The organism is Pseudomonas eucalypticola (assembly GCF_013374995.1).
Classification (GTDB): Bacteria; Pseudomonadota; Gammaproteobacteria; order Pseudomonadales; family Pseudomonadaceae; genus Aquipseudomonas; species Aquipseudomonas eucalypticola.
Genome location: NZ_CP056030.1, coordinates 5,595,067 through 5,622,045, shown reverse-complemented (window position 1 = coordinate 5,622,045; position 26,979 = coordinate 5,595,067). Strand labels below are relative to the sequence as shown.

General features: G+C 64.2%; 25 protein-coding genes. 12 read left to right on the top strand and 13 right to left on the bottom strand.

The window, feature by feature from the left end; translation table 11 throughout:
- The first annotated feature begins 41 nt into the window (after positions 1 to 41).
- Positions 42 to 713 (top strand): TetR/AcrR family transcriptional regulator, encoded by a 672-nt coding sequence (locus tag HWQ56_RS25125; protein ID WP_158153521.1) that lies wholly within the window; start codon positions 42 to 44, stop codon positions 711 to 713.
- On the opposite strand, the gene HWQ56_RS25120 is transcribed toward HWQ56_RS25125, so the two are convergent.
- The 4 genes from HWQ56_RS25120 to HWQ56_RS25105 are packed head-to-tail and all read right to left on the bottom strand — an operon-like array spanning position 640 to position 5,271.
- On the bottom strand, positions 640 to 2,391 hold the full coding sequence (locus HWQ56_RS25120; RefSeq protein WP_176572014.1) for an FAD-dependent oxidoreductase: 1,752 nt from the start codon (positions 2,389 to 2,391) through the stop codon (positions 640 to 642). The two genes, HWQ56_RS25125 and HWQ56_RS25120, sit on opposite strands and share 74 nt — an antisense overlap.
- A 9-nt stretch (positions 2,392 to 2,400) precedes the next feature.
- Complete coding sequence (locus tag HWQ56_RS25115) at positions 2,401 to 2,721, bottom strand: NIPSNAP family protein (RefSeq protein WP_158153523.1); 321 nt, start codon at positions 2,719 to 2,721, stop codon at positions 2,401 to 2,403.
- A gap of 2 nt (positions 2,722 to 2,723) precedes the next feature.
- Entirely contained in the window at positions 2,724 to 4,451 is a 1,728-nt protein-coding gene (locus tag HWQ56_RS25110; protein ID WP_176572013.1) for an FAD-dependent oxidoreductase, read from the bottom strand.
- A gap of 10 nt (positions 4,452 to 4,461) precedes the next feature.
- Positions 4,462 to 5,271: a shikimate dehydrogenase family protein gene (locus HWQ56_RS25105; RefSeq protein WP_158153525.1), complete on the bottom strand. Its 810-nt coding sequence runs from the start codon at positions 5,269 to 5,271 to the stop codon at positions 4,462 to 4,464.
- A gap of 152 nt (positions 5,272 to 5,423) precedes the next feature.
- Here HWQ56_RS25105 and HWQ56_RS25100 point away from each other — a divergent pair, with 152 nt between their 5' ends.
- On the top strand, positions 5,424 to 6,194 hold the full coding sequence (locus tag HWQ56_RS25100; RefSeq protein WP_176572012.1) for an IclR family transcriptional regulator domain-containing protein: 771 nt from the start codon (positions 5,424 to 5,426) through the stop codon (positions 6,192 to 6,194).
- 7 nt (positions 6,195 to 6,201) lie between these two features.
- Here the strand turns inward: HWQ56_RS25100 and HWQ56_RS25095 are convergent, their stop codons facing one another.
- The 3 genes from HWQ56_RS25095 to HWQ56_RS25085 form a co-directional block, all read right to left on the bottom strand.
- Complete coding sequence (locus HWQ56_RS25095) at positions 6,202 to 7,062, bottom strand: shikimate dehydrogenase (protein WP_176572011.1); 861 nt, start codon at positions 7,060 to 7,062, stop codon at positions 6,202 to 6,204.
- A 6-nt stretch (positions 7,063 to 7,068) separates the two neighbouring features.
- Positions 7,069 to 7,515 (bottom strand): type II 3-dehydroquinate dehydratase, encoded by a 447-nt coding sequence (aroQ, locus tag HWQ56_RS25090; RefSeq protein ID WP_158153528.1) that lies wholly within the window; start codon positions 7,513 to 7,515, stop codon positions 7,069 to 7,071.
- A 1,223-nt stretch (positions 7,516 to 8,738) separates the two neighbouring features.
- The gene (locus HWQ56_RS25085; RefSeq protein WP_176572010.1) at positions 8,739 to 9,629 is read right to left on the bottom strand and encodes a LysR family transcriptional regulator; all 891 of its coding nucleotides are present in this window, start codon (positions 9,627 to 9,629) and stop codon (positions 8,739 to 8,741) included.
- Positions 9,630 to 9,779: 150 nt separating this feature from the next.
- Between HWQ56_RS25085 and HWQ56_RS25080 the strand changes: the two genes are divergently transcribed.
- Positions 9,780 to 10,424, top strand: coding sequence for a hydrolase (locus HWQ56_RS25080; RefSeq protein ID WP_158152574.1), 645 nt, complete (start codon positions 9,780 to 9,782; stop codon positions 10,422 to 10,424).
- Between the two features lie 23 nt (positions 10,425 to 10,447).
- Positions 10,448 to 11,014, top strand: a complete 567-nt coding sequence (locus HWQ56_RS25075) for an antibiotic biosynthesis monooxygenase (RefSeq protein WP_176572009.1) — start codon at positions 10,448 to 10,450, stop codon at positions 11,012 to 11,014.
- Positions 11,015 to 11,029: 15 nt separating this feature from the next.
- On the opposite strand, the gene trmA is transcribed toward HWQ56_RS25075, so the two are convergent.
- Both trmA and HWQ56_RS25065 read right to left on the bottom strand, forming a co-directional pair.
- Positions 11,030 to 12,115 carry a tRNA (uridine(54)-C5)-methyltransferase TrmA gene (gene trmA, locus HWQ56_RS25070; protein WP_176572008.1) on the bottom strand — a complete coding sequence of 362 codons (1,086 nt, stop codon included), beginning with the start codon at positions 12,113 to 12,115 and terminating at the stop codon, positions 11,030 to 11,032.
- On the bottom strand, positions 12,112 to 13,407 hold the full coding sequence (locus tag HWQ56_RS25065; RefSeq protein ID WP_158152577.1) for an NCS2 family permease: 1,296 nt from the start codon (positions 13,405 to 13,407) through the stop codon (positions 12,112 to 12,114). Before HWQ56_RS25065 ends, trmA begins: the two co-directional genes overlap by 4 nt.
- A 273-nt stretch (positions 13,408 to 13,680) precedes the next feature.
- Between HWQ56_RS25065 and HWQ56_RS25060 the strand changes: the two genes are divergently transcribed.
- Genes HWQ56_RS25060 through HWQ56_RS25050 form a run of 3 tightly spaced genes read left to right on the top strand, consistent with a single transcriptional unit; the run spans position 13,681 to position 17,326 of the window.
- Positions 13,681 to 14,160, top strand: a complete 480-nt coding sequence (locus HWQ56_RS25060) for a (2Fe-2S)-binding protein (protein ID WP_158152578.1) — start codon at positions 13,681 to 13,683, stop codon at positions 14,158 to 14,160.
- Positions 14,157 to 15,146 carry an FAD binding domain-containing protein gene (locus HWQ56_RS25055; protein ID WP_158152579.1) on the top strand — a complete coding sequence of 330 codons (990 nt, stop codon included), beginning with the start codon at positions 14,157 to 14,159 and terminating at the stop codon, positions 15,144 to 15,146. The genes HWQ56_RS25060 and HWQ56_RS25055 overlap by 4 nt, the downstream gene beginning before the upstream one ends.
- Positions 15,143 to 17,326, top strand: coding sequence for a xanthine dehydrogenase family protein molybdopterin-binding subunit (locus tag HWQ56_RS25050; protein WP_176572007.1), 2,184 nt, complete (start codon positions 15,143 to 15,145; stop codon positions 17,324 to 17,326). The genes HWQ56_RS25055 and HWQ56_RS25050 overlap by 4 nt, the downstream gene beginning before the upstream one ends.
- A 63-nt stretch (positions 17,327 to 17,389) precedes the next feature.
- On the opposite strand, the gene HWQ56_RS25045 is transcribed toward HWQ56_RS25050, so the two are convergent.
- The gene (locus HWQ56_RS25045; protein WP_176572006.1) at positions 17,390 to 18,616 is read right to left on the bottom strand and encodes an MFS transporter; all 1,227 of its coding nucleotides are present in this window, start codon (positions 18,614 to 18,616) and stop codon (positions 17,390 to 17,392) included.
- A 392-nt stretch (positions 18,617 to 19,008) separates the two neighbouring features.
- Between HWQ56_RS25045 and HWQ56_RS25040 the strand changes: the two genes are divergently transcribed.
- The 3 genes from HWQ56_RS25040 to HWQ56_RS25030 are packed head-to-tail and all read left to right on the top strand — an operon-like array spanning position 19,009 to position 21,678.
- Positions 19,009 to 20,445, top strand: a complete 1,437-nt coding sequence (locus HWQ56_RS25040; RefSeq protein WP_158152582.1) for a cytochrome ubiquinol oxidase subunit I — start codon at positions 19,009 to 19,011, stop codon at positions 20,443 to 20,445.
- Between the two features lie 3 nt (positions 20,446 to 20,448).
- Positions 20,449 to 21,456 (top strand): cytochrome d ubiquinol oxidase subunit II, encoded by a 1,008-nt coding sequence (gene cydB / locus HWQ56_RS25035; protein ID WP_158152583.1) that lies wholly within the window; start codon positions 20,449 to 20,451, stop codon positions 21,454 to 21,456.
- A gap of 60 nt (positions 21,457 to 21,516) precedes the next feature.
- Positions 21,517 to 21,678 (top strand): DUF2474 domain-containing protein, encoded by a 162-nt coding sequence (locus tag HWQ56_RS25030; RefSeq protein WP_158152584.1) that lies wholly within the window; start codon positions 21,517 to 21,519, stop codon positions 21,676 to 21,678.
- A gap of 109 nt (positions 21,679 to 21,787) precedes the next feature.
- Here HWQ56_RS25030 and HWQ56_RS25025 read toward each other — a convergent pair whose 3' ends face one another.
- Positions 21,788 to 22,912 (bottom strand): methyltransferase, encoded by a 1,125-nt coding sequence (locus HWQ56_RS25025; RefSeq protein WP_158152585.1) that lies wholly within the window; start codon positions 22,910 to 22,912, stop codon positions 21,788 to 21,790.
- 115 nt (positions 22,913 to 23,027) lie between these two features.
- Positions 23,028 to 23,750, bottom strand: coding sequence for an autoinducer binding domain-containing protein (locus HWQ56_RS25020; RefSeq protein ID WP_176572005.1), 723 nt, complete (start codon positions 23,748 to 23,750; stop codon positions 23,028 to 23,030).
- 193 nt (positions 23,751 to 23,943) lie between these two features.
- On the opposite strand from HWQ56_RS25020, the gene HWQ56_RS25015 reads away from it, so the two are divergent.
- Positions 23,944 to 24,720: a ferredoxin--NADP reductase gene (locus tag HWQ56_RS25015; protein WP_176572004.1), complete on the top strand. Its 777-nt coding sequence runs from the start codon at positions 23,944 to 23,946 to the stop codon at positions 24,718 to 24,720.
- Positions 24,721 to 24,769: 49 nt separating this feature from the next.
- Here HWQ56_RS25015 and mscL read toward each other — a convergent pair whose 3' ends face one another.
- Complete coding sequence (gene mscL / locus HWQ56_RS25010; RefSeq protein WP_158152588.1) at positions 24,770 to 25,183, bottom strand: large-conductance mechanosensitive channel protein MscL; 414 nt, start codon at positions 25,181 to 25,183, stop codon at positions 24,770 to 24,772.
- Between the two features lie 166 nt (positions 25,184 to 25,349).
- On the opposite strand from mscL, the gene radA reads away from it, so the two are divergent.
- Complete coding sequence (radA, locus tag HWQ56_RS25005; RefSeq protein WP_158152589.1) at positions 25,350 to 26,717, top strand: DNA repair protein RadA; 1,368 nt, start codon at positions 25,350 to 25,352, stop codon at positions 26,715 to 26,717.
- The last annotated feature ends 262 nt before the right edge of the window (positions 26,718 to 26,979 follow it).

Sequence of the window (26,979 nt, the reverse complement as noted above, 5' to 3'; positions counted from 1 at the left end):
CTCCATAATTGCCGCTGTTTAACGATGGCCGTGAGCCCAGAATGACAACAATGACAGAACGCTCCGTGGAAACTGCTGAACCGGCGCCACGCAAGAGCCGCAAGAACAACCCTGAGAAAACCCGCGAGAATATCCTTCAGGCGGCGATTGCCGAGTTCGTCCTGCAAGGCCTGGCGGGTGCCCGGGTAGACGCCATTGCCGAACGCACGCAAACCTCCAAGCGCATGATCTACTACTACTTCGGCAGCAAGGAGCAGTTGTACGTCGAGGTGCTGGAAAAACTCTACGGCGACATCCGCAGCACCGAGGTGGACCTGCACCTGGGTGAGCTGGAGCCGCGCGATGGTATCCGCCGCCTGGTGGAATTCACCTTCGACCACCACGACGCCAATGTCGATTTCGTGCGCATCGTGTGCAACGAGAACATGCACAAGGGCGAGTACATCAAGCAGTCCACCGCCATCCGCGCCATGAACAAGACCGTGTTGCACGCCCTGGGCGAGGTACTGGAACGCGGTGCCCGTGAAGGGCTGTTCCGTCAAGGCCTGGACGCCCTGGACGTGCATTTGCTGATCAGTTCGTTCTGCTTCTACCGGGTGTCGAACAAGCACACCTTCGGCGAGATCTTCCAGATCGATTTCAGTGACGAGCAGAACAAGGCACGTCATCGCGAGATGATCGTCGACACGGTGCTGCGTTACCTGAAACCCTGACGGCGTCGGCTGCCAGGCTCAGGCCGGCAAGGTGACCGAAGGTCATCGCCGGCCCCAGGGTAATGCCGCCGCTGGGGTAATGGCCGCCCATGATACTGGCCATGTCATTGCCCACCGCATACAACCCGTCAACCACCAGGCCCTGTGCATCCAGCACCCGTGCCTGGCGGTCGGTGGCCAGGCCCATGAAGGTGCCCAGGCTGCCCGGCTCCAGTTTCACCGCATAGAACGGCCCGCGCGCCAGCTCGCCCAGCGATGGGTTGGGCCGGTGCGTGGCTTCACCCTGGGCGCGGTTGTAGGCCGAGGCGCCGCGGTGAAAGTCGTCGTCATGCCCCTGCCGCGCCTGCTGGTTGAAGCGCTGCACCGTGGCGTGCAGGGCAGCGGCGTCGATACCGCAGCGCTCAGCCAGTTGCGCCACGCTCCGCGCCTTGATCAGATACCCCCGGCGACGCAGGCCCCAGGTAGGCAGCGGAAACGGCCGTGCGGCCCCAAGCCCGTAGCGGCGCAGGGCGCGGTGGTCGCAGATCAGCCAGCAATGGGGCTGACGGTCGGCAGGGTCGGCAGCGAACAGCGCCTGCATGAAGTCATGGTAGGAATCGGCTTCATTGGTAAAGCGGCGGCCGTCGTCGCGCACGGCAATGAAGCCGGGTTTGGCCCTGTCCATCAAATGGGGAAAAGCCTGGGCCGTGCTGGTATGGCCGGCGCCGCACATCACCCTGGAGACGGGTGCCCAGGCAGCGCCATTGGGCAGGGCAGGCACCACCCCGCCAGCCATCTCACCCAACCGAATGCCGTCCCCCGTATTCTCCGCCGGCGCAGCCGACAGGTGGTTGTCATGCCCGAATACTTCACTCATCCGCTGCCTGTCATGGGCAAACCCACCTGCCGCCAGTACTACGCCGCACCGCGCCCGCACTGGGCCCGTGGACAAGCGCGCGCCCACTACCCGATGGCCATCCACCAACAATGCCAGGGCTGCGCTGTGCGTACGCACCTGCACCTGCAAATCCAGCGCACTGCGCAACAGGCGGGCCACCAGCGCGTTGCCATTGACCAGGTGCAACCCGCGCCCATGCAGCAGACGGCCGCACCCATGGCGCGCCAGCCGCCTGGCCACATAAAGCGCCGATTTCACTGACCGCGTGGCATTGAAGAAATGGCCCAGGTCCATGCCGCCAGCGATACCCATGCCGCCCAGGCTGATCAGGTCCAAGGGCGGGCGCAACCTGTGCAGCCATGGCCCCAGCCGCCGTCCATCGAACGGTTGCGCGCACAGCGAACGGCCGCCCAGGGCGGCTCCCGGCCCTTCATGCATGTCGGGCATGCGGCTGCCTGAATAAAACTGCACGTGGGTATGCCGCTGGAAGAAGTCGACCATCCGTGGCCCCTGTTCGAGGTAGGCCTGCACGCGGTCATCCAGCTGCGCCGTGGCCAGTTGCTGGCGCAGGTACTGTTCTACGGCGCCGGGCGTTTCCAACTGCCCCTCGGCCACTGCCAGCGGGTTGCCGGGTACCCACAACCAGCCACCCGACCAGGCACTGGTGCCGCCCAGCTGGTGATGCTTCTCGGCGACGATCACTTTCAGCCCGTGGTGGGCGGCGGTCACGGCGGCGGCCAGGCCAGCGGCCCCCGAGCCGATGACCAGTACGTCGCAGTCGTAGTGCTCAGGAGCGCTCATGGGCCTGGCCTACTTGAGCGGCGAGAATGCAGTGGGGCGCATCATTCGCGACTCCAGTTTCATCACGGCGTCCAGCTCCTTGTTCTTGCGGCTGAACTCCATCCAGCGGCTGTCGGCCGCCATGGCGGTGCGCCGGGCCATGCGCTCGTCCAGGCTTTCCCAGGCCCAGATATGCACCACCTGGTTCACGTCGCCGATTTCGGTGGTGAAGAAACCCACCAGGCGGCCCAGGTGCTCGGTCTGCACGGCCAGGGCATCGCTCTGGTACAGCGCCAGCCAGTCGGCGAGCTTGGTGGGTTTGAGGGTGTAGGTGCGCAATTCATAGAACATGGTCATGCCTCTTGTTGGGTAGGGGTGCTGCGTTGCAGCCGGGTGGCCGCGTGGGTGGCGGCGATGTAGCCGAAGGTCAGGCCTGGGCCCAGGGTGATACCGGGGCCGGGGTAGGTGCCTTCCATGATCGAGTTCATGTCGTTGCCGGCGGCATACAGGCCGGCAATGGGCTGGCCCTGGCGGTCGAGCACACGCGCATTGGCATCGGTCACCAGCCCTCGGGCCGAACCCAAGTCGCCGGTGTGCACGCGGATCGCGTACCAGGGCGCTTTCGTCAGCGGCGCCAGGCAGGGATTGGGCGCGTGATGAGGGTCGCCCAGGGAGCGGTTGTAACTGTTGCCGCCCTTGGCGAATTGGCTGTCGGTGCCGCGCAGGGCATCGGCATTGTGCTGGCGCAAGGTGTCGGCCAGGCCGTTGGGGTCGACGCCGATCAAGTGCGCCAGTTGCTCGGCGCTGTCGGCCTGGTAAAGGTAACCCGCGTCCACCAGTGCGCGGTTATCCACAGGCTTGGGCCGTGCCAGGCCCATGCCGTAGCTGTTCAGGGCCTGGGCATCGGCGATCAACCAGCACGGTGAGTTGTTATTTTCCTGCATGGCCTGTACGAAGCAATGGTAGGAGTCGGACTCGTTGACGAAGCGCTGGCCCCTGCGGTTCACGGCGATGATGCCGGGTTTGGCGCGGTCGGTGACCAGGTGCGGAAAGCGTTCCAGCGTCCCGTTGGCGTGGCGGCGCTGGGACACCGGGGCCCAGAAGAAATTGGCCGCCAAGCCCTCGCCCAGGTGCCCACCCACCGCCTGGGCCAGGGCCAGGCTGGTGCCGTCATTACTGGCGGGCGACATGGTCAGGTGGTCGCTGCCGGTACCCGGGCGCAGGCCATCGGCATTGCCCGCGGCGGCGAAACCACCGCCGGCGCACACAACGGCGCAGCGTGCCTGAATCCTCAAGCGCTGGCCGTTATAGTCGACTTCCACGCCAGTGACCGCGCCGTGCTCGTGTATCAGTGCCCGCGGTTCGGCCTTCAGCCACAGGTCCGCGCCCTTGGCGAAAGCCGTGGTGGCCAGGCGTGCGATCAAGGCGTTGCCGACGGTCAGGCGGGTGCCGCGTGGGTGGCGCAGGCGGTCCTTGCCGTAGCGCGCCAGCAGCTTCACACAGTGCCACAGCGAGGCAGGCGACCGGCGGAAGCTGAGGAGGTGCTGGATATCCACCCGGTTGACCATCATGCCACCGAACAACAGCATGCCCGGCGGCGGGGTGCGCAGGTGCTGGAACCAGGCGCTCAGCTGCCGGCCGTCGTATTCCACCATCTCCAGGGCGCGGCCGCGGTCGGTGCCACCGGGTTCATCGGGGTAATAGTCGGGGGAAAGGGGCCGTAGCGCGTATTTCAGTTCGCTGTGGCTTTCCAGGTAGCGCAGCGCTTCGGCGCCCCGGGCGATGTAGGCGTCTACCAGGTCGGCGCGGTAGCCGGGGCCGATGGTGGCCTTCAGGTAGCGGCGCACGGCATCGGGGGTGTCTTGCACGCCAGCGGCACGTGCCTGGTCGGTGCCGTGGACCCACACGGCGCCGCCGGAGATCGCCGAGGTGCCGCCAAAGGTCTCGGCCCTCTCCAGTATCAATACCTTCAAGCCCCGGCAGGCCGCGGTAGTGGCGGCGGCAAATCCGGCGGCGCCGCTGCCCAGCACCACCAGGTCCACGTGGTGAGTCCAACCCTGTGCGGGTATGGCTGCGTTCATGGCGGCCTCCTCAGGCGTCTTCGGGTGTCACGCCCATGAAGGCGCCCAGGTTGCCCATCTGCGCGCGGGCCATTTCCGGGCCGGTCTGGATGCGGCAGCCCAAGTCGCGGGCTTTGGCGAGCAGAGGGGTAACCGGTGGCGAAGTGACCACGTCGGCCACCAGCGTGCTTGGGCGCAGGCTGGCCAGGGCGGTGTCGGGCAGCGGCAAGTGGCCCGTATCCCCCATGCCCACGGGTGTAGCGTTGACCACCAGGTCAAAGCTGCCCAGTTCACTGTAGGCGCTTTGTATGGCTAGCGTCGGGAAGGCGTTGAGCAGTACCTTTTTCAGTGCCTCTACCTGCGTGGTGCGCACATCCACCAGCACCAGCTCGGCCAGGCCTTGCTCGGCTAGCGCGTAGGCAATGGCCGCGCCCACGCCACCGGCGCCCACCACCAGGGCGCGCTTGCCCTGCGGCTGGAAGCCGTGAGCCGCCGCGGCCTTGAGAAAACCAATGCCGTCCAGGTGGTCGCCTACCAGGCGGCCATCGGCCTCGCGGCGGATCACGTTGGCCATGCCCAGGGCCGCGGCCCGCTCGGTGAGGGCATCGAGCAAGGGCGCCACGGCCTGTTTGTAGGGCACCGTCACCACACAGCCACGCAGGTTCTGCCAGGCCCGCAGCGTGTCGACGAACGCCGGCAACGCCGCGGCCCCCAGGTCGATGGGCAGCATGGCGATGTCGCGATCGTTGTCGGCGAACCAGCGGTTGAAGTTGTCGGGGGATTTCACTTGGGCGATAGGCGTGCCGAGTATGGCCACCAATTGGGTCGAGCCGCGAACCATGTCGATCTCCTGGACCGTTTGCTGTTGTTGTGGGCCCATGGTGCGGCTGGCCGGCGAGCGCCACAACGCGGCTGTTGGCGCTTTTGGTTGTTATTCGCGGTGCCACTGCGATAATCGCATCATCGGGCCAATAATCCGGGCGGGGGTACCCCATGAAACAACCGACTATCCACGAACGAGACCTCATCGCCGGGCTGCAGAAGGGCCTGGCGCTGATGCAGGTGTTCAGCGAAGACCACCCGCGGCTTACGGTGCCCATGGCAGCGCGGCTGTCGGGGTTGAGCCAGAGCGCCGCGCGGCGCTTTCTGCTGACTTTGGTGCATGAGCGCTTCGTCGAGACCGATGGGCGCGAATACTGGTTGACCGCCAAGGCCTTGCGCATCGGCCAGGCTTACGTGGATTCCGCCCAGCTACCGCGCATGCTGCGGCCCATCGTCGAGCAGGTGGCGCGCAGTACCCAGGAGCACGTGTCCGTAGGCGTCCGGGATGACGACGACATCATTCACGTGGTGCGCAGTCGTTATAGCCACATCTCGTCGCTGTCGATCCGTCCTGGGTCGCGGCTGCCGTTGTATTGCACGGCGAGCGGGCGCATCTGGCTGGCGCAGTTGCAGCCTGCGGAGTTGTGCAGCTACTTGCAGCGCGTTGAACAACGGCCGTTGACGCCCTACACCAAGGTGACGGTGGCGGCGCTGGAAGAGGAATTGGGGCGGGTGCGCGAGCAGGGGTTCTGCATCGTCGATCAGGAGTTCGAGGTCGGCATGGCGGTGTTGAGCGTGCCCCTGCGTGATCGCAAGGGCGTACTCAAGGCGGCGTTATCGATCACCACCCAGGTGGCCCGGCTCAATTCCCAGGCCATGCAGCAGCGCTACCTGCCGGCCCTCTACGAAGCCCAGGCGCTGCTGCGCCCGGTGCTTGATTGAGGCGGCTTCAGCCATTCATGCTGTTGAAATGCGCCGTCATGCGGTCGGCATCCGGCACGATGCCGCTGAACAGCTCAAACGCCTTCACTGCCTGGAACACGGCCATGGTGCCGCCATCCAGGGTGCGCGCGCCCAAGGCGCGGGCGGTGCGCAGCAGTTCGGTTTCCAGCGGGAAGTAGACGATTTCCGCCACCCACAGGTCCTTGCGCAGCAGTTCGGCGGGAACTGGCATGCCCGGCAGCTTGGCCATGCCCATCGGCGTGGTGTTCACCATGCCGTCGGCTTCCTTCATCGCTGCCGCCAGGTCTCTGCCGGCACGGGCGCGGTTGCCGGGGAAGTGCTGGTTGAGGTTGTCGGCCAGGTCCTGGGCGCGGCTGGCGTCCACGTCGAAGATGGTCAGCTGTTTCACGCCCTCGATCAGCAGCGCATGGGCGACTGCCGCGCCCGCACCGCCGGCACCCATCTGCACCACGCGCTCACGGGCGGCGCCGTCCATGCCACGGCGAAAGCCTTCGGCAAAGCCCAGGCAGTCGGTGTTATGGCCCACGCGCTTGCCATCCTTGAGCACCACGGTGTTCACCGCGCCAATGCCACGGGCCTCGGGCGACAGGTCATCGAGCAAGGGAATGATCGCCTGCTTGCACGGGAAGGTGATGTTCAGGCCGGTATAGGCCATGCGCTGGGCGGCAGTCAGCAGTTCTTCCAGGTGGCTGGTGTCGAGCTTCAACTGGTCCAGGTCGATCAGCCGGTACAGGTAGCCCAGGCCCTGGGCGGCGCCTTCGCGCTCATGCAGGGCAGGGGTGCGCGAGGCTTGGATGCCAGCGCCAATCAGGCCGGCCAATACACTGGTTTTATTGTTCTGGGACATTGCGAATTAACCCTTGTTGTTCAACAGGTGGCTGACGTGTTCAAGCGCCAACCGATAACCGTTCGTGCCGAAACCGCACATCACTGCCACGGCGACGCCGGAGACATAGCTATGGTGGCGGAAGGTTTCACGGGCATGCACATTGCTGATATGCACTTCGATCACCGGCAGTTCGCTGGCGGTGAGTGCATCGCGAATCGCAATGGATGTGTGGGTCCAGGCACCGGGGTTGATGACGATCGCTGCGCAGCGACCGCGGGCCTGGTGAATCCAGTCGATGGCTTCGCCTTCATGGTTGCTCTGGCGGAACTCGACCGTCAGCTCATGCTGTTCGGCAGTGCGGGCACACAGGGCAGAGACGTCGGCCAGGGTTTCGCGGCCATAGGTGGCGGGTTCGCGGGTACCCAGCATGTTGAGGTTCGGGCCGTTGAGCACCAGTACGGTACGGCTCATGGAGACTCTCCCTTGTTATTTTTGGTGTGAGACAGTGGAGCGAGGTGTACATAAATTGTACTAACCAGTTAATTTGGTCAAATTAATTTATCTCCACGCTCGTTCGGAGGCTGAATCACGGGCGTAAAAAAAAGGTTCTTCACGGATTGCCGGAAAAGTTGGTGGTGCTTACGAAGATCTTTAGTGGACAAACAAGGCGGACCAGGTGATCTCACAGGCATAACTGGCCCGAAACAGATGCGGGACCGGGCTTGCCCGGGAAGCGCCGTACGGACGGCGCTCGATCTCGACAGCGACACTACAACATCGCCTGGCGCCTAGTAGCCTTGATGCAATCCCCAGCCAGGAGCTCCGATGAACATCCTATCGGCCCGTCTTGCAATCGCATCAAGGCCACCGGATGCATGTCTTGGTTTTTCCTGCGCCCTTGAAACCGAGCGCCGCCCGCGCAGCGCTTCCCGGGCAAGGGCTCGGCGCCCCCCCCACTCCCACATCCGTTTCGGGCCAGTTATGCCTGGGACATCACCTGATCCGCTCTGTTTGCTCGCTGTGGATTTGCAGTGGTGCGACAACTTTCCCGAGATTCCGTGAAGACCCAAAAAAAAGCGGGGGGAAGATTGCTCTTCCACCCGCTTCGCTGACGCCGCGCTGCGACCCGAGTTCTCTAGGCCAGGGTCATGACGCCTTTGAGTTGTGGGGAACGCTGGGCATTCCGTCAACGCCGCCGGGCGGTCGGTTGTGGATATCTTTGCAGATGGTCCTTACCCCTCGTGGCGCCAGCTCGGGAAGAAGGCGGTGCGGTGGGCCTGGAAGACCGCGCTGGCTGCTTCCCGAGCTTCGCCCGGTCCCACAGAGGTGAACCGCGCGCTTCCATCCACGCCTGTGGGACCGGGCGCCAGCTCGGGAAGAGGGCGGTGCGGTGGGCCTGGAAGACCGCGGTGGCGGTTTCCCGAGCTTCGCCCGGTCCCACAGAGTGAACCGCGCGCTTCCATCCACGCCTGTGGGACCGGGCGCCAGCTCGGGAAGAGGGCGGTGCGATGGGCCTGGAAGACCGCGGTGGCGGTTTCCCGAGCTCCGCCCGGTCCCACAGAGGTGAACCGCGCGCTTCCATCCACGCCTGTGGGACCGGGCGCCAGCTCGGGAAGAGGGCGGTGCGGTGGGTCTGGAAGACCGCGCTGGCGGTTTCCCCGAGCTTCGCCCGGTCTACAGCGAAAGTCGCAACCTTAAGCAGAGGGCGCCAACTGCGCCACCATGAAGTCGATGAACGCCCTGGTTTTCTGCGGCACCCGCCGGGCCGAGGGGTAAACCGCATGGATGCCGATCGGCGGTGCCTGCCAGTCGCACATCACCGCCACCAGCCGGCCGGCCGCCAGCGCGTCCTCGACGATGAAGGCCGGCAGCAGGGCGATGCCCATGCCGCCTTCGGCCGCCGTGGCCAGCAGGTCGCCGTTGTTGGCGTGCAGGGGGCCGGTCACGTGCACCCGTTGGGTGTCCTTGCCGTTGCTCAGTTGCAGGCTGACCCCGCTCTGCAGGTAGCCATAGTTCAGGCAGGCATGCGCCGTCAGGTCGCGCGGCACCTGGGGGGTGCCATGGCGCGCCAGGTAGTCGGGGGAGGCCACCAGTACCCGTGGCGCCGGGGCCAGTTGCTTGGCCACCATGCTGGAGTCCGCCAGGCTGGCAATGCGGATGGTCACGTCGAAGCCGCCCCGTACCGGGTCCACCTGCTGGTCGCTGAGTACCAGTTGCAGCTCGATCTGAGGGTGTTGCTGGTGAAATTGCGCAATCAGAGGCCCCAGCTTGCGCAAGCCGAACGACATGGGGGCGTTTACCCTCAGCACCCCGCGTGCCTCGCCAAGCCCGCTGCGAGCGCGTTGCTCGGCTTCGTCCACCGAGGCCAGCACTTCGCGCACAGCCTCATAGTACTCGGCGCCGGCTTCGGTCAAGTGCAGGCTACGCGTGGTGCGTTGCAGCAACTGCACGCCCAGGTCTTCCTCCAGCGCCTGGATCTGCTTGCTGATTTTCGAGCGCGGCACGTCCATGGCCCTGGCGGCTGCGGCGAAGCCATTTTCATTCACGGTGGTAACGAAGGCGCGCATAGCGTCGATACGGTCCATCAGTGTCCCTGATATGGAATCAATGAGTCTCGATTTTATGGGATTGTTGCGACTAATGCACGACCTTACAGTATCAACACGCCAGACGCCCACGCCCGATCGGCAGCGTCCAGCTCCCACTACTTCGAACCTGTTGAAAAGGAATACATCATGTCCAAGCACGAACTGCTGAACCCCACCAACGCCGCCCTGATCCTCATCGACCACCAGCCGCAAATGGCCTTTGGCGTGCAGTCCATCGACCGCCAGGTGCTGAAAAACAACACCGTGGGCCTGGCCAAGGCGGCGAAGGTCTTCAACGTGCCGACGATCTATACCTCGGTGGAAACCGAAAGCTTCAGCGGCTACATCTGGCCTGAGCTGTTGGCCGTAAACCCCGGCCAGAAGCCGATCGAGCGCACTTCGATGAACAGCTGGGAAGACGCCAAGTTCGTGGAAGCCGTGAAGGCCACTGGCCGCAAGAAGCTGATCATCGCCGCGCTGTGGACCGAAGTCTGCCTGACCTTCCCTGCCCTGGAAGCCATGGCTGAGGGTTTCGAGGTGTACATCGTCACCGACGCCAGCGGCGGTACGACCCAGGAAGCCCACGACATGTCGGTGCAGCGCATGATTCAGGCTGGCGCCGTTCCGGTCACCTGGCAGCAGGTATTGCTCGAATTCCAGCGCGACTGGGCGCACAAGGACACTTACGACGCGGTGATGAACCTGGTGCGCGAACACAGCGGCGCCTACGGCATGGGCGTGGACTACGCCTACACCATGGTGCACAAGGCACCCCAGCGGCAGGTCAACTAAGCTCAGCGCGAAAGGAGTCCAGCATGAACATCGAAATGTCCGACGGCGTGGTCACCCTGCTGGTACGCCACCGTATCAGCAAAGGCCAGGAACAACGCTACGAAGAATGGCTGCGGCGCATCATCGGCACCGCCCGCGGCTACCCCGGCCACCTGGGCATCGATGTCATGCGGGGCCATAGCCAGGGTTTGCAGTTGTTCACCAGCGTGCTGCGCTTCGCCGGCACCGAGCAGTTGCAGGCCTGGCTCGATTCCGGTGACCGCAAGCGCCTGGTGGAGGAAGCCAGGCCGATGCTGGCCGACGGCGACCAGACCGAGATCAACAACGACCGCGAGTTCTGGTTCACCCCCGTGGAAGCCGGCAATGCCCCGCCGCCCCGTTGGAAGCAGGCATGCGTGACCTTCATGGTCATCCTGCCGCTGAGTTTTCTGGTGCCGTGGTTGTGGGGGCCGGTGTTCAAGCTGTTGCCGTGGTTGGGCAGCTATGCCGCGGCGAACACGGTGATCACCTTGAGCGTGGTGCTGCTGGTGGTCTACGTGTTCATGCCTAGGGCGACGCGGTGGCTGAGCGGCTGGCTGCAAAGCCGCTAAGCCCGTGGTACGCGGTTACCGGCGAACCAGCAACACGCCCGACTCCATGTGGTGGGTGTACGGGAACTGGTCGAACAGCGCGCAGCGCTCGATGCGGTGCGTGTCGTGCAACTGGGCGATGTTGGCCGCCAGCGTTTCCGGGTTGCAGGAGATGTACAGAATGTTGTCGAAACGCCGGGTCAGTTCGCAGGTGTCGGGGTCCATGCCCGCACGCGGTGGGTCGACGAACACGCTGCCGAACTGGTAGCTCTTCAGGTCAATGCCCTGCAGGCGGCGGAATGGCCGCACTTCGTTCAGCGCTTCGGTCAATTCCTCGGCGCTCAGGCGCACCAGGGTCACGTTATCCACAGCGTTGTCGGCCAGGTTGTTCAGCGCCGCGTACACCGAGGTCTTGCTGATCTCGGTCGCCAGCACCTTGCGCACCCGGGTGGCCAGGGGCAGGGTGAAATTGCCGTTGCCGCAATACAATTCCAGCAGGTCGTCATCACGCTGGCCCAACGCATCGTACGCCCAGTTCAGCATCTTCTGGTTCACCGTGCCGTTGGGCTGGGTGAAGGCGCCTTCCGGCTGTTGATACTGGTAGGTGCGCCCTGCCACTTCCAGCTTTTCCACGGCGAAATCGCGGCCGATCACCACGCGCTTGCCTTTGGAACGGCCAATCAGGCTCACGCCCAGGTCGGCCGCCAGTTGTTCGGCGGCGGCCTGCCAGTGTGCATCCAGGGGGCGGTGGTAGCACAGGGTGACCATGGCGTCGCCGGCCAGGGTGGTCAGGAACTCCACCTGGAACAGCTTGTTGCTCAGGGCTTCATTGGCCTGCCAGGCGGCCTTGAGCTTGGGCATCAATTCGTTGATGCGCAGGCTGGCGATCGGGAATTCCTCGATCAGGATGGCCTGGTGCTTCTCGCCCGGGGCGAACATGGCGTAGTGGCGCTGGCCGTCCTGGCGCCACAGGCGAAACTCGGCGCGCAGGCGGTAGTGCTCGCGTGGCGAGTCGAACACCGCCGGTTCCGGGGCATCGAAGGGCGCCAGCAGTTCACGCAGGCGCGCGGTCTTCTCGTCCAGTTGGCGGCTGTAGTCCGCCGGGTCCACTACTGTACTCATGCGTTGAACCAGCCCAGCTTGATGACAAACAGAATCGAGAGGATGACCAGTGCCGGGTTCAGGTCGCGGGTGCGGCCCGACAGCAGCTTGATCAGCGTCCAGGAAATGAAGCCGAAGGCGATGCCGTTGGCGATGGAATAAGTGAAGGGCATCGCCAGGGCCGTGACCACCACGGGTGCGGCTTCGGTGATGTCGTCCCAGTTGATTTCAGCCAGGCCCGACATCATCAGCACGGCCACGAACAGCAGGGCCGGGGCGGTGGCGAAGGCGGGCACGCTGCCGGCCAGCGGGGCGAAGAACAGGGCCAGGATGAACAGCACGGCTACCACGATGGCGGTCAGGCCCGTACGGCCGCCGGCGCTCACGCCCGCAGCCGACTCGATGTAGCTAGTGGTGGTCGAGGTGCCCAGCAGGGAGCCGGCCATGGCCGCGGTGCTGTCAGCGATCAGGGCACGGCCCATTTTCGGCATGTGGCCGTCCTTGCCCATCAGGCCGGCGCGTTTGGCCACGCCGATCAGGGTGCCGGAGTTGTCGAACAGGTCAACGAACAGGAACGCGAAGATCACGCTCACCAGGCCCACGTTCAGCGCGCCCTTGATGTCCAGCTGCAGGAAGGTAGGGGCCAGCGAAGGTGGCATGGACACCACGCCGCCGAACTCGCTGAAGTGCATCAGGATCGAGACGATGGTCACCGCCAGGATGCCGATCAGCACTGCGCCGCGGACCTTCAGTGCCTCCAGGCCCACGATCAGCACGAAACCGAGGGTGGCCAGGATAGGTGCAGGTTTTTTCAGGTCGCCCAGGCCGACCAGCGTGGCTTCGTTGCCCACTACGATGCCAGCGTTGTGCAGGGCGATCAGCGCCAGGAACAGACCGATGCCGGCGGCAATCGCCGAACGCAGGGGCAGGGGGATGCTGTTGACGATCCATTCGCGGATGCGAAAGATCGACAGCAGGAAGAACAGCACGGCAGAAATGAACACCGAACCCAGCGCGGTCTGCCAGGTGTACCCCATGTGCAGCACCACGGTGTAGGTGAAGAAGGCGTTCAGGCCCATGCCCGGCGCCAGGGCGATCGGGTAGTTGGCGATCAGGCCCATCACGGTCGAGCCGATGGCCGCGGCCAGGCAGGTAGCCACGAAGATGGCGCCCTTGTCCATACCGGTCTCGCCGAGGATGCTCGGGTTGACGAACAGGATGTAGGCCATGGCCAGGAAAGTCGTGATGCCCGCCAGTATCTCGGTACGCACGTTGGTGTTATGTGCTTTGAGTTGAAACAGCCTTTCCAGCATGCCTGCTCCCCGTGGCGCGCCCCGGCGCCGTGAATGAATTGACCCCTCAAGCAAAGCACATGCTCGCCGAGGGGCCGAAAAAAGCCGCGCATCATAGCAGCATGGTTGCCCGGCGGTGAATGCGCGTGTCGGTTTTAGACGGCAATCGCTGTTTCAGCGCTGGCGCCACCCATCAATCCACCTGAACGATCGTGCTACCCGCCCAGTCGTACGCCTTGACGACGCCGCTCGCAGAAGCCGCGCAAGAATCAGGCCGAACACCGTGAGGTTGCCATGAGCGAGACCACCCATACCCTGGAGCTGACCCTCAACGGCCAGCCCCGCAGCCTGCAAGTGCTGCCCTGGACCACCCTGCTGGACCTGCTGCGCGAACAGCTGGACCTGGTCGGCAGCAAGAAAGGCTGCGACCACGGCCAGTGCGGTGCCTGCACGGTGCTGCGCGACGGCAAGCGCGTGAATGCCTGCCTGACCCTGGCGATCATGTGCCAGGGCGCCCACCTGACCACCATCGAAGGCCTGGCCGACGAGGCGGGTCTGCACCCGATGCAGGCTGCCTTCATCAAGCATGACGCCTTTCAGTGCGGCTACTGCACCCCAGGGCAGATTTGTTCGGCGGTGGGCCTGCTGGAGGAAGGCAGGGCCCACAGCCCGGACCAGGTGCGTGAATTGATGAGCGGCAACCTCTGCCGGTGTGGTGCCTACGGCAACATCATCGACGCGATCGAAGATGTGCGCGCAGGGGGTGGGCAATGAACCCTTTCAGTTATAGCCGCCCGGCGGGCGTCGCAGAAGCCATCGGCCAGGCAGGCCCCGGCAGCCGCTTCATCGCCGGTGGCACCAACCTGCTGGACCTGATGAAAGAGAATGTCGAGCGACCGGCCAAGGTCATCGATATCACTGGCCTGCCCCTGCGCGACGTGGTGCCCACCGCCGATGGGGGCCTGCGCATCGGCGCCCTGGTGAGCAACGCTGACCTGGCCTGGTTGCCCCAGGTGGAATGGCAGTACCCCTTGCTCAGCCAGGCGATCCTGGCGGGCGCTTCTCCGCAGTTGCGCAACATGGCCACCACCGGCGGCAACCTGTTGCAGCGCACCCGCTGCTACTACTTTTACGACGCCGGGGTGCCCTGCAACAAGCGCAAGCCCGGCAGCGGCTGCCCGGCACGCGATGGCTTGAACCGCATTCATGCAATCTTCGGCGCCAGCCCCGAATGTGTGGCCACCCACCCCTCGGACATGTGCGTGGCCCTGGCCGCGCTGGAGGCCGTGGTGCATGTGCAGGGACGCGCCGGTGCACGCACCATCGAGTTCGCCGACTTCCACCGGCTGCCCGCGGACCACCCGGAGCGCGACAACCAGTTGGCCGACGACGAACTGATTACCGCCATCGAATTGCCTGCAGAAGGGTTCGCGGCCCACAGCCACTACCTCAAGGTGCGCGACCGCGCGTCCTACGCCTTTGCCCTGGTGTCGGTGGCCGCTGCGCTGACACTGGACGGCCCGACCATCACCGCCGCCCGCCTGGTGTTGGGCGGTGTAGCCCACAAGCCGTGGCGCGACCGCGCCGTGGAAGCACAGCTGGTAGGCCAACCGGTCAGCCATGAAACCTTTACCGCCGCCGCCGAGGCGCTGGTGCGTGACGCCGAGCCGCTGGCCCACAACGCCTTCAAGGTGCGCCTGGTTCGCCGCGCCGTGGTGCGCGCCCTGGAGCAGGCGGCACTGGGAGGGCAACCCTCATGAACGCAACCCCCATGGACCGAGTCGACGGTGTACTGAAAGTTACTGGCCAGGCCCGTTACGCCAGTGAGTTTCCCGAAGATGGCCTGCTGTACGGCAGCGTAGTCTCCAGCACCATTGCCCGAGGGCGCGTGGTGAACATCCATAGCGCCGCAGCCCTGGCGTTGCCAGGCGTGGTGGCGGTAATCGACCACACCAACCGCCCGGCCATCGCCAGCTACGACAAGCCCTACGAAGACGCCGACGCCGCCCCGGGCTCGCCCTTTCGCCCCCTCTACAATGACCACGTGCTGTACAGCGGCCAGCCGCTGGCGTTGGTGGTAGCGTGCGACCTGGAGCTGGCGCGCTACGCCGCGACCCTGGTGCACATCGAATACGAAGAAGCGGCGCACCAGACCGACCTGCTGGTGGACCTGGACCACGCCCACCCGGCTCCGGCCGAAACGCCCAAACCGCGTGGGCATTTCGAGCAGGCCCTGGCGGGGGCGGCGTTGAGCATCGACGCCACTTACGATACCCCCAGCGAATACCACAACCCCATGGAGCCCCACGCCAGTACCGTTTTGTATCAGCAGGACGGCAGCCTGCTGATCCATGACAAGACCCAGGGGCCACAGAACTGCCAGGCCTACGTACAGAAGGTATTCGACCTGCCCAAGGAAAAGGTGCGGATCCTGGCGGCGTTCGTGGGGGGGGCCTTTGGGTCGGGCTTGCGCCCGCAATATCAACTGCCCCTGGCGGTAATGGCGGCGCTGCTGCTCAAGCGCTCAGTGCGCGTGACCCTTACCCGGCAGCAGATGTTCACCTTCGGCTACCGGCCGCGCACGCGCCAGCGCCTGCGCCTGGGGTGCGCCGCCAATGGCCAGTTGACCGCCATTGGCCACCAGGCCATCGGCCAGACATCGCGCTTCGAGAACTTCGCCGAGCATGTGGTGGAGTGGAGCGGCATGCTCTACCACTGCGATAACGTCGAACTGGACTACCAACTGGTGCCACTGGATGTCTACACCCCGTTGGACATGCGTGCGCCCGGCGCGGCGCTGGGCCTGATCGGCCTGGAGTGCGCCATGGATGAACTGGCCTGCGCCGTGGCCATCGACCCGGTGCAACTGCGCCTGCTCAACTTCTCCGAGCGCAACCAGAACGAAGACAAGCGCTACTCCAGCAAAGAGCTGCGTGCCTGCTACGCCGAAGGCGCCGAACGTTTTGGCTGGGCCCGGCGCAACCCTGAACCGCGCAGCCAGCGCCAGGGCCACCAGTTGGTGGGCTGGGGCATGGCCGGCGGCGTATGGGAAGCCTTGCAGATGAAGGCCAGTGCCAAGGCCAGGCTCACGGCCGACGGGCAACTGGTGGTCAGCAGTGCCACTACCGATATCGGCACCGGCACCTACACGGTCATGACGCAGATCGCGGCCCAGGCATCTGGCGTGGCGGTTGAGAACGTTCGCTTCGTGCTGGGCGACTCATCCTTGCCCACGGCGCCGCTGCAGGGCGGCTCTTTCACGGTGTCCTCGGTGGGCAGTGCCGTGCAGCAGGCCTGTGCGGCGCTGCAAGGCCGCTTGCTGGACCTGGCCCGCCAGGTCGACCCGGCGTTCGCCGCCATCACTCCCGAGCGGGCGCGGTTCGAGGAAGGCCACCTGCATTTTGGTGGCTACCGCCGGGCCCTGGCCGAACTGCTTGAGGCCGGTGGCGAAACCTTCCTGGAGGTGCAAGTGGACGCCGAGCCGGACAAGAAGCGCGAGGCCTACGCCACGGCGACCCATTCGGCGGTATTCGTCGAGGTGCTGGTGGATGAAGACCTGGGCAGCGTGCGGGTCAACCGCGTCGTCAGTGCCGTGGCGGCGGGCAAGGTGATCAACCCGAAGATGGCGCGCAGCCAGATCCTGGGCGGCGTGGTATGGGGTGTGGGCATGGCCTTGCACGAAGAGGCGCTGGTGGACCATGTGCTGGGGCGGCCCATGAACCATAACCTGGCCGAATACCATATTCCGGTTCAGGCCGATATTGGCGACATTGACGTTATTTTTGTCGAGGAAGAGGACGATATCGTCAACGCGCTGGGTTCCAAGGGCGTCGGCGAGATTGGCGTGGTCGGTGTGGCGGCGGCGGTGGCCAATGCCATTTACCACGCCACCGGCAAGCGCGTACGCGAATTCCCCATCACCCTCGATAAATTGCTCTGAGCGTGCATTCCCCAGCTTCGCCCGGCCTCACAGGTGGCCGGCCGAAGCTGGGGGATCGGCGCGCTAAGGTTTACGGGTATGCATGTGATCGCGCTGGGCCAAGGTCGGGAACAGCTTGATCCAGATTCCGGTCACCGCCAGCGTACCCACACCGCCCAGCACCACTGCGGGAACAGTGCCGAACCAGTGCGCCGTCAGCCCCGACTCGAACTCCCCAAGCTGGTTGGAAGCCCCGATGAACAGGCCGTTCACCGCGCTCACCCGCCCACGCATTTCATCAGGCGTTTCCAGTTGCACGAACGCGCCGCGAATCACCATGCTGATCATGTCCGCCGCGCCCAGCACCGCCAGGGTGCCCAGGGAAAACCAGAACGACGTGGACAGCCCAAACGCAATGGTCGCCACGCCAAACACCCCGACCCCGGTGAACATGACGCGGCCCACGTTGCGTTCGATAGGAAAACGCGACAGCCAGAACGACATCAGCAAGGCCCCCACCGCCGGTGCTGAACGCAGCAGGCCCAGGCCCCACGGGCCGGTCAGCAGAATGTCGCGGGCGAACACCGGCAGCAGGGCCGTGGCGCCGCCCAGCAAGACCGCGAACAGGTCCAGCGAGATGGCCCCGAGAATGTCCGGGCGGCTGCGGATGAAGTGAATACCCGCCAGCAGCGATTGCAGCGTGGCCTTGCCCTTGTTCAGCGGCGTCTGCCGCGCCGGCAGGCTGAGCATCAGCGACAAGGCCAGCACGTACAGCACCACCGTGGGGCCGTACACCCAGATGCTGCCGAAGGCATACAGGAAACCACCCAGGGCCGGCGCGACGATGGTTGCGGTCTGCATGGCCGACGCCGAGGCCGCCACGGCCCGAGGGAACAGCTCGGCAGGCACGATATTGGGCAACAGCGCCTGGGTCGTGGGCATCTCGAACGCGCGAGCGCTGCCTAGTAGGAAAGCCAGCACGAAGATCATGTCGCGGCTGACGGTATCCGTGCTGCTGCCGATCACCAGGGCCAGGGCCACCAGTGCCTGGCCGGTCTGGCAGATAGCCGCCACCTTGCGCCGGTCATAGCGGTCGGCCACATGGCCCGTGTGGAGCATGAACAGCACGCGCGGCGTGAATTCCACCAGGCCGACCAAACCCAGATCCAGCACGCTGCCGGTCAACTGGTAGAGGTGCCAGCCAATGGCCACTGTCAGCATCTGGAAACCGCTGGCGGTACACACCCGCGCGAACCAGAAGGCCATGAAGGGACGATGATGACGCAGCAGCAGTACAGCGGAACTGGACATGGGGCAGGGCGACCTCGCGAGCGGAAGGCGCGAGATTACCATTTGTTTGTAACCAGAGGTTGCAGAAACGCAGGTTACCGCTGTTCGCTGCCATCCGCTCGCCTGATCAACGACAATCGCCCCCCACACCCGCCTTTCGCAGGGTGAGGCAACGTGCCGCGTGACAATAGACCACGCAGTTGCGCACCGCTTTTGGGTCTACTCTTTTAGAGATCATTGACCCACGTCAAAACCCATTGCGCCCGCACGGTGTTTGGCCTTCGGTCGCTGACTAACCTGATTACGCAGAACACATGACAAGCGCCGCACTCAGTAATCCTGAGGGCCGTAGGCGCTGGTTCACGGGCTCCCGCCCGTAACGTGCAGATGACACATCTGATAGAGGAAAACTTATGTTCGGTTTAGAGGCTCTAGATCTCGCCCGAATGCAGTTCGCGTTTACCGTATCGTTCCACATCCTGTTCCCTGCCATCACCATCGGTCTGGCCAGTTTCCTGGCGGTGCTCGAAGGCCTGTGGCTCAAGACCAAGGACGATACCTACCGCGACCTGTACCACTTCTGGTCGAAAATTTTTGCCGTCAACTTCGGTATGGGCGTGGTCTCGGGCCTGGTCATGGCCTACGAGTTCGGTACCAACTGGAGCCGTTTCTCGGACTTCGCCGGCGCCGTCAACGGCCCGCTGCTGACGTACGAAGTACTCACGGCATTCTTCCTGGAAGCGGGTTTCCTCGGTGTCATGCTGTTCGGCTGGAACCGTGTGGGCCGTGGCCTGCACTACTTCTCCACCGTCATGGTGGCCGTGGGCACGCTGATCTCCACTTTCTGGATCCTGGCGTCCAACAGCTGGATGCAGACCCCGCAAGGTTACGAGATCGTCGACGGGCGCGTCATTCCGGTGGACTGGCTGGCGGTTATCTTCAACCCGTCGTTCCCCTTCCGCCTGGCACACATGGCCATCGCCGCCTTCGTCGCCACCGCGTTCTTCGTCGGCGCCTCGGCTGCCTGGCACCTGCTGCGCGGCCGCGACAACCCGGCCATCCGCAAGATGTTTTCCATGGCCATGTGGATGGCGCTGATCGTCGCGCCTATCCAGGCTTTCGTCGGTGACGCCCACGGCCTGAACACCCTGGAGCACCAGCCAGCGAAAATCGCGGCCATCGAAGGCCACTGGGAAAACGTCGGCAACGAGCCGACGCCGCTGATCCTGTTCGGCATCCCGGACATGAAGGAAGAGAAAACCAAGTACGCCATCGAAGTGCCGTACCTGGGCAGCCTCATCCTGACCCACAGCCTGGACAAGCAGATCCCCGCGCTGAAGTCGTTCCCGCCTGAAGACCGTCCGAACTCGCTGATCGTGTTCTGGTCGTTCCGCATCATGGCCGGCCTCGGCATGCTGATGATCGCCGTGGGCCTGTGGAGCGCCTGGCTGCGCTGGCGCGGTGGCTTGTACACCAACCGCCTGTTCCTGACCCTGGCCATGTGCATGGGCCCGTCTGGCCTGATCGCCCTGCTGGCGGGCTGGTTCACCACCGAGATCGGCCGTCAGCCGTGGGTCGTGTATGGCCTGCTGCGCACTTCCGATGCGGTGTCCAACCACAGCGTCACGCAGATGAGCATCACCCTGGTGCTGTTCGTGGTGGTGTACTTCTCGCTGTTCGGTACCGGCTTCGGCTACATGATGCGCCTGGTGCGCAAAGGGCCGAAAACCCACGAAGGCGCAGAAGCTACCCACGGTGGCCCTGGCCAGACACGCACGCCTGCCCGTCCTCTCTCCGCCGCCCACGAAGGCGCCGAAGAAGGCACTGCCGACCTGACCAAGGGGAATTGAGTCATGGGTATCGATCTGCCACTGATCTGGGCCGTGATCATTATCTTCGGCATCATGATGTACGTGATCATGGACGGCTTCGACCTGGGTATCGGGATTCTATTCCCGTTCATCAAGGGCGAGTCCGACCGTGACGTAATGATGAACACTGTCGCCCCCGTGTGGGACGGCAACGAAACCTGGCTGGTGCTGGGCGGTGCCGCGCTGTTCGGCGCCTTCCCGCTGGCCTACTCGGTGGTGCTGGAAGCGCTGTACCTGCCACTGATCCTGATGCTCATCGGCCTGATCTTCCGCGGCGTGGCCTTCGAGTTCCGCTTCAAGGCCCGTGCCGACAAGCGCCACATCTGGGACAAGGCGTTCATTGGCGGCTCGCTGCTGGCCACCTTTGCCCAGGGTGTGGCCCTGGGTGCCTTCATCGACGGCATCCCGGTGGTCAACCGCGCTTACGCAGGTGGGGGCCTGGACTGGCTGACGCCGTTCAGCGTGTTCTGTGGCCTGGCGCTGATCGTCGCCTATGCCCTGCTGGGTTGCACCTGGCTGATCATGAAGACCGAAGGCAGCCTGCAGGAAGCCATGCACAAGCTGGCCAAGCCGCTGGCGCTGGTACTGCTGCTGGTGACCGGTATCGTCAGCATCTGGACCCCCCTGACCCACGCCGACATCGCCGGCCGCTGGTTCAGCATGCCTAACCTGCTGTGGTTCATGCCGGTGCCGCTGCTGGTGCTGCTGTCGCTGTACGTGCTGCTCAAGGCCGTTTCCCAGCGTGCGCACTACATGCCGTTCATCATGACCCTGGCCCTGATCTTCCTGGGTTACAGCGGCTTGGGCATCAGCCTGTGGCCGAACATCATCCCGCCATCGATCTCGATCTGGGACGCTGCTTCGCCACCGCAGAGCCAGGGTTTCATCCTGGTGGGCACCCTGTTCATCATCCCGTTCATCCTGGTGTACACCTTCTGGAGCTACTACGTGTTCCGCGGCAAGGTGACCCATGAGGACGGTTACCACTGATAGCCCCATGCCCCGTGGCGGTGCGCAGCATCACCCGGGGCTTGCCTGGAGAGTCGTGACATGAGCACCAAGGAACACGAACCCGATCCGGCCGCCAACACCCCCTGGTGGAAACGTGTTGGCTGGCTGGTGGTGATCTGGGCCGGCAGCATAGTGGCCCTGGGCATCGTCGCAGAATTGCTGCGCATGTTCATGACCGCCGCGGGCATGAAGTCGCATTGATCCAACCGTCTCATCCCACCGCTGTTTTGCACAGGCAGCGGCTTTCAGACCCTCTTCGGAGGGTTTTTTTTGCCCTGGCGTTTTAGGGAGGCTCCGCAGGCCTGGCGGGCTATTTGCGGGCCTTGAGGATGACGAACTTGGGCGTCGCCGCTACCTGCTCGACCCCGCGGAACAGCCGCGCCAACTTGTTGTGGTAACCCAGGTGGCGGTTGCCAACGATGTACAGTGCGCCGCCCACCACCAGTGCTTCGCGAGCCTGCTGGAACATGCGCCAGGCCAGGAAGTCACCCACCACCTGAGCCTGGTGGAAGGGTGGGTTGCACAGCACCACGTCCAGCGACTGCGGGGCTTGGCCGGCCAGGCCATCGTCGGCGCGGACCGTCACTTCACGGCTGCCCAGCGCGGCTTGCCAGTTTTCGGCAGCGGACTGCACCGCCATGTAGGACTCATCCACCAGCGTGTAGTGGGCATCAGGGTTGCCCAGTGCACTGACAATACCCAGCACGCCGTTGCCACAGCCCAGGTCTGCTACCCGCGCACTGCCCAGGCCCTTGGGCAGGTGGGGCAGGAAGGCACGGGTGCCGATGTCCAGGCCTTCGCGGCAGAACACGTTGGCATGGTTCAGTAACTCCACGGCGGGCTGGTCCAGGCGGTAGCGGCTGGGGTAGGGCGAGGTGAAGGCCGCGCGCGGTTCGGCGCGGGCGGTCAACAGGCGAGCTTTCTTCACGGCCAGGGTGGCGCTGACGGGGCCGATGTATTTCTCCAGCAAGTCGCCTGCCGCTCGGGGCAAATGCTTGACCATGGCGCCGGCCACCACTTCAGCGCCGGGTGCCAGGTGACCTTGCAGGCGAATCAGTTGCTCTTCCAGCAGCGCCAGGGTCTTGGGCACGCGGATCAGTACCCGTTCGAACAACCCGTCCCAGCGCTGGCTGGCCGGCAGCAGCGTGATAGCGTCGAAGGGCCGGCCATTGCGCACCAGGTTCTTTTCCAGCGCCAGGCTGCCCAGGCAGGAGTCGCCGCTGGTCACCAGGGCGAACTGCCCCTGCAGGCTGATGGCCAGTGCGCCGAAGCTGTCATTGAGTACCAGCACCCGGGTGGCGGCGGGCAGCTTTTGCTCGGCCAGGTGGTTGAGCAGGTATTCGTCCGCTGCGTCGAATGCCTGCAAAGGCTCGTTGGGCTGGTCAGGCTGGCGAATAAGGTCCAGTTGGGCAAACGGCGAGGTCAACACGGGCATGGGGCAGAGACTCAGGGTAGGCGGCTGTATATTACGCAAGTCTCGGCGGCACCAAACTCGCAGGGGAGGTGCGCGCAGGCACTCCGGGTCGCGAATTCTACGTCCATTTGCGATTTTATGCAGGCATGACGCCGTCCAGTATTCCGGCCTTGGCCGCATGTACCACTGCCAGGGTCTTGTTCTTCTGCCCGGTCTTGCGCACGGCGCTGGTGATGTGGAAGTTCACCGTGCGTTCCGACAGGTTGAGGATCATTGCGGTTTCGCCTGCTGTCTTGCCCTCGGCCAGCCAGTGCAGTATTTGCCGTTCCCGCACCGATAGTTCAGTGGAGGTCATGGCCAAGGCCTGGATAACGTGGTTTTTCAGGCGCTCGTGCAACACGTTGCACAGCCACAGGCTGGCGCCGGCCTTGGCATAGAACTCGTCGTCGCTCACCGGCAGGGTTCGGCGCACCAGTGACAGCATGCTCATCTGCCCGTGCGCATCGTGTACCGCCAGGCTCAACCCGTGGCTGACCCCGTGGGCACTGGCATCCTGGCGCAGGCCGGGGGTATCGGCGAACAGTTCATCGGTCCACCGCAAGGGCGCCAGCGATTCGCGGCAATGCGCAATGACCGGGTCGACCCTGGCGTAATCCATGTCGTGATAGCGTGCAGTCCATCTGGGCGGCAGGTTTCCCTTGCTCATGAAGATGGGGTGGGGGCAGGCGCTCAAGGCAGTGCTGAACTGCAGGTAGTCGAACCCCAGGTCGCGGATCAGAGTAACGGCCGAGCGCAGGATTCTGTTTTCGTCCGTCAGGCGCAATAGTTCACACAACTGCTGCTCGGGCCAATGGGTCATGGCGTCCTCCAGCCAAACATGGATCCAATATTGATTGTTTTATTCTAGGGCCAATTCCATGCTTGCCAAGGGTTCTACTGCTAAAGAACGACATTAGTCAGGCGGGGCGCGGCCGTATAAACCATTACAACGCGCCGGTGTTTATCCGCCTGCATTTGCGGGACACTGAGCCATTGTTTCCATGGAGATGACCATGACCGCCAGCGCCGAGAACTTCACTCGCCAGACCTTGCTGCAGGTTCAGCCCCTGACGCCAAGCCTGTTCACCCTGCGTACCACCCGCGACGCGGGGTTTCGTTTTCGCGCCGGGCAGTTCGCCCGGCTGGGGGTCGCCAAGGCGGATGGTTCGGTAGTGTGGCGCGCCTACTCCATGGTGTCCTCGCCCCATGACGAGTTTCTGGAGTTCTTTTCCATCGTGGTTCCGGGCGGGGAGTTCACCAGCGAATTGAGCCGGCTGTGCGAGGGTGACACGCTGCTGGTCGACCGGCAGGCATTCGGCTACCTGGTGCCGGACCGCTTCAGCGACGGTCGGGATTTATGGTTACTGGCAACCGGGACTGGGGTAGCGCCATTCCTGTCGATACTGCAGGACTTCGACGTGTGGGAAAAATTCGAGCGCATCATCCTGGTCTACAGTGCCCGTGAAGGCCGCGAACTGGCGTACCAGCCGCTGATCGCCGAGCTGACCCAGCGAGAGTACCTGGCCGAGTACGCACACAAGTTCCAGTACATTCCCACGGTAACCCGCGAGCAGTACCCGGGGGCCCTGAATGGCCGCATCACCGCGCTGATCGAGAGTGGCGAGCTGGAGCGCGCCGCCGGCTGCACCCTTGCGCCTGAGCATTCACGGGTGATGATCTGCGGGAACCCGCAGATGATCGACGATACCCGCCGCGTGCTGAAGGCGCGCGACATGCGCCTGGCACTGACCCGCAAACCGGGCCAGATCGCCGTGGAAAACTACTGGTGAGCTGAAAGCGCTGTGGGACAGCGCTCAGGCTTTCATTCGGGATATACCGTCAAGGCCGAGTGTTCTGCTCTTTCAGCAAGTCGCGAATTTCGCCCAGCAACAGCTCTTCCTTGGTCGGGCTTGGTGGCAGGGTAGGGGCCTTGGCCTCTTCACGCTTGAGGCGGTTGATGGCCTTCACGCCCATGAAGATCGCGAACGCCACGATCAGGAAGTCGATCACCGTCTGAATGAACTTGCCGTAGGCCAGCACCACCGCTGGCGTCGTGCCTTCTGCCGCTTTGAGCTGAATGGCCAGGTCACTGAAATCCACCCCGCCTATCAGCAGCCCCAGCGGAGGCATCACCACGTCGCCCACGAACGACGACACGATCTTGCCGAACGCTGCGCCGATGATGATACCCACGGCCATGTCGACCACGTTGCCTTTGACCGCGAAGGCCTTGAACTCGGCTAGTACGCCCATGTTTGATATCCCCTGTTACAAATGATGGTGGCAGCCAGTGTAAGTTACCCAAGCGCGTCACGCTTGACACCTGGTAACAATGACAGGGGTTATGCCCGATAGTTTTACCGGATTTGCCTGGCGCCTGGGGTATGATAACTGTTTTTCCATACAGGGGTTTTCCACCATGGCCAAGGCCAAGCGCTTGTACGGCTGCACCGAATGCGGCGCCACCTTCCCGAAATGGGCCGGCCAGTGCGGCGAATGCGGTGCCTGGAATACCCTCACCGAAACCATGATCGAAAGCGGTGGCGCGGCCGCCCCCAGCGGCCGCACCGGCTGGGCCGGGCAGCAGGCGCAGATCAAGACCCTGGCCGAGGTCAGCGTCGAGGAAATCCCGCGTTTCACCACCGCCTCGGCCGAACTCGACCGGGTGCTGGGCGGTGGCCTGGTGGACGGCTCGGTGGTGCTCATCGGCGGCGACCCCGGCATCGGCAAGTCCACCATCCTGCTGCAGACCCTGTGCAACATCGCTGCGCGCATGCCCGCCCTCTACGTCACCGGCGAGGAATCGCAACAGCAGGTGGCCATGCGTGCCCGCCGCCTGGGGCTGCCCCAGGACAAGTTGCGGGTGATGACCGAAACCTGCATCGAGACCATCATCGCCACCGCCCGCGTCGAACAGCCCAAGGTGATGGTCATCGATTCCATCCAGACCATCTTCACCGAGGCCCTGCAGTCGGCCCCCGGCGGCGTTTCCCAGGTGCGCGAGAGCGCGGCGCTGCTGGTGCGCTACGCCAAGCAGAGCGGCACGGCCATCTTCCTCGTGGGCCATGTCACCAAGGAAGGCGCGCTGGCCGGCCCGCGGGTGCTGGAGCACATGGTCGACACCGTTCTGTACTTCGAAGGCGAATCCGATGGCCGCCTGCGCCTGTTGCGCGCGGTAAAGAACCGCTTCGGCGCGGTGAACGAACTGGGCGTGTTCGGCATGACCGACAAGGGCTTGAAGGAGGTTTCCAACCCGTCGGCCATCTTCCTCACCCGCGCCCAGGAAGAGGTGCCGGGCAGTGTGGTCATGGCCACGTGGGAGGGCACCCGGCCCATGTTGGTGGAAGTGCAGGCCTTGGTGGACGACAGCCACCTGGCCAACCCGCGCCGGGTAACGTTGGGCCTGGACCAGAACCGCCTGGCCATGCTGCTGGCGGTGCTGCATCGCCATGGCGGCATTCCCACCCACGACCAGGACGTGTTCCTCAATGTGGTAGGCGGCGTGAAGGTACTGGAAACCGCTTCCGACCTGGCCCTGCTGGCGGCCATCATGTCCAGCTTGCGCAACCGCCCGCTGCCTCATGACCTGCTGGTGTTTGGCGAGGTGGGGTTGTCCGGCGAAGTACGGCCGGTGCCCAGTGGGCAAGAGCGCTTGAAGGAAGCAGCCAAGCATGGCTTCAAGCGCGCCATCGTGCCCAAGGGCAATGCGCCGAAGGAAGCGCCGGCAGGGTTGCAGATCATCGCCGTCACGCGGCTGGAACAGGCGCTCGATGCACTGTTCGAGTAAAGCGCCGCAGCCCTGCACGAGCGCCGCGACGCTGGTGGCGTTGCCCCTCCAGCGGCGGACAAAATTGTAACGACCTATACCATTCGTCGGTTCTACCCCCTGCACATGTAGGGGGTAGTAGCGCTGCTAGCATAATTTGGATCCGCAATGCTAGGCGCTTTTTCCCGGAATTTACGCCTACTAACGCTGATTTTAAGCCCCTTGTTTTCGTTTGTATAAAATTGTATCCGAAATTTGACGATCCAGGCCTAGCCCCCTAGTA

Bases quoted from the DNA above. Each gene is read 5' to 3' on its own strand.
- HWQ56_RS25125 (WP_158153521.1), top strand. From the start codon at position 42: ATGACAACAATGACAGAACGCTCCGTGGAAACTGCTGAACCGGCGCCA.
- HWQ56_RS25120 (WP_176572014.1), bottom strand. From the start codon at position 2,391: ATGAGCGCTCCTGAGCACTACGACTGCGACGTACTGGTCATCGGCTCG.
- HWQ56_RS25115 (WP_158153523.1), bottom strand. From the start codon at position 2,721: ATGTTCTATGAATTGCGCACCTACACCCTCAAACCCACCAAGCTCGCC.
- HWQ56_RS25110 (WP_176572013.1), bottom strand. From the start codon at position 4,451: ATGAACGCAGCCATACCCGCACAGGGTTGGACTCACCACGTGGACCTG.
- HWQ56_RS25105 (WP_158153525.1), bottom strand. From the start codon at position 5,271: ATGGTTCGCGGCTCGACCCAATTGGTGGCCATACTCGGCACGCCTATC.
- HWQ56_RS25100 (WP_176572012.1), top strand. From the start codon at position 5,424: ATGAAACAACCGACTATCCACGAACGAGACCTCATCGCCGGGCTGCAG.
- HWQ56_RS25095 (WP_176572011.1), bottom strand. From the start codon at position 7,062: ATGTCCCAGAACAATAAAACCAGTGTATTGGCCGGCCTGATTGGCGCT.
- aroQ (WP_158153528.1), bottom strand. From the start codon at position 7,515: ATGAGCCGTACCGTACTGGTGCTCAACGGCCCGAACCTCAACATGCTG.
- HWQ56_RS25085 (WP_176572010.1), bottom strand. From the start codon at position 9,629: ATGGACCGTATCGACGCTATGCGCGCCTTCGTTACCACCGTGAATGAA.
- HWQ56_RS25080 (WP_158152574.1), top strand. From the start codon at position 9,780: ATGTCCAAGCACGAACTGCTGAACCCCACCAACGCCGCCCTGATCCTC.
- HWQ56_RS25075 (WP_176572009.1), top strand. From the start codon at position 10,448: ATGAACATCGAAATGTCCGACGGCGTGGTCACCCTGCTGGTACGCCAC.
- trmA (WP_176572008.1), bottom strand. From the start codon at position 12,115: ATGAGTACAGTAGTGGACCCGGCGGACTACAGCCGCCAACTGGACGAG.
- HWQ56_RS25065 (WP_158152577.1), bottom strand. From the start codon at position 13,407: ATGCTGGAAAGGCTGTTTCAACTCAAAGCACATAACACCAACGTGCGT.
- HWQ56_RS25060 (WP_158152578.1), top strand. From the start codon at position 13,681: ATGAGCGAGACCACCCATACCCTGGAGCTGACCCTCAACGGCCAGCCC.
- HWQ56_RS25055 (WP_158152579.1), top strand. From the start codon at position 14,157: ATGAACCCTTTCAGTTATAGCCGCCCGGCGGGCGTCGCAGAAGCCATC.
- HWQ56_RS25050 (WP_176572007.1), top strand. From the start codon at position 15,143: ATGAACGCAACCCCCATGGACCGAGTCGACGGTGTACTGAAAGTTACT.
- HWQ56_RS25045 (WP_176572006.1), bottom strand. From the start codon at position 18,616: ATGTCCAGTTCCGCTGTACTGCTGCTGCGTCATCATCGTCCCTTCATG.
- HWQ56_RS25040 (WP_158152582.1), top strand. From the start codon at position 19,009: ATGTTCGGTTTAGAGGCTCTAGATCTCGCCCGAATGCAGTTCGCGTTT.
- cydB (WP_158152583.1), top strand. From the start codon at position 20,449: ATGGGTATCGATCTGCCACTGATCTGGGCCGTGATCATTATCTTCGGC.
- HWQ56_RS25030 (WP_158152584.1), top strand. From the start codon at position 21,517: ATGAGCACCAAGGAACACGAACCCGATCCGGCCGCCAACACCCCCTGG.
- HWQ56_RS25025 (WP_158152585.1), bottom strand. From the start codon at position 22,912: ATGCCCGTGTTGACCTCGCCGTTTGCCCAACTGGACCTTATTCGCCAG.
- HWQ56_RS25020 (WP_176572005.1), bottom strand. From the start codon at position 23,750: ATGACCCATTGGCCCGAGCAGCAGTTGTGTGAACTATTGCGCCTGACG.
- HWQ56_RS25015 (WP_176572004.1), top strand. From the start codon at position 23,944: ATGACCGCCAGCGCCGAGAACTTCACTCGCCAGACCTTGCTGCAGGTT.
- mscL (WP_158152588.1), bottom strand. From the start codon at position 25,183: ATGGGCGTACTAGCCGAGTTCAAGGCCTTCGCGGTCAAAGGCAACGTG.
- radA (WP_158152589.1), top strand. From the start codon at position 25,350: ATGGCCAAGGCCAAGCGCTTGTACGGCTGCACCGAATGCGGCGCCACC.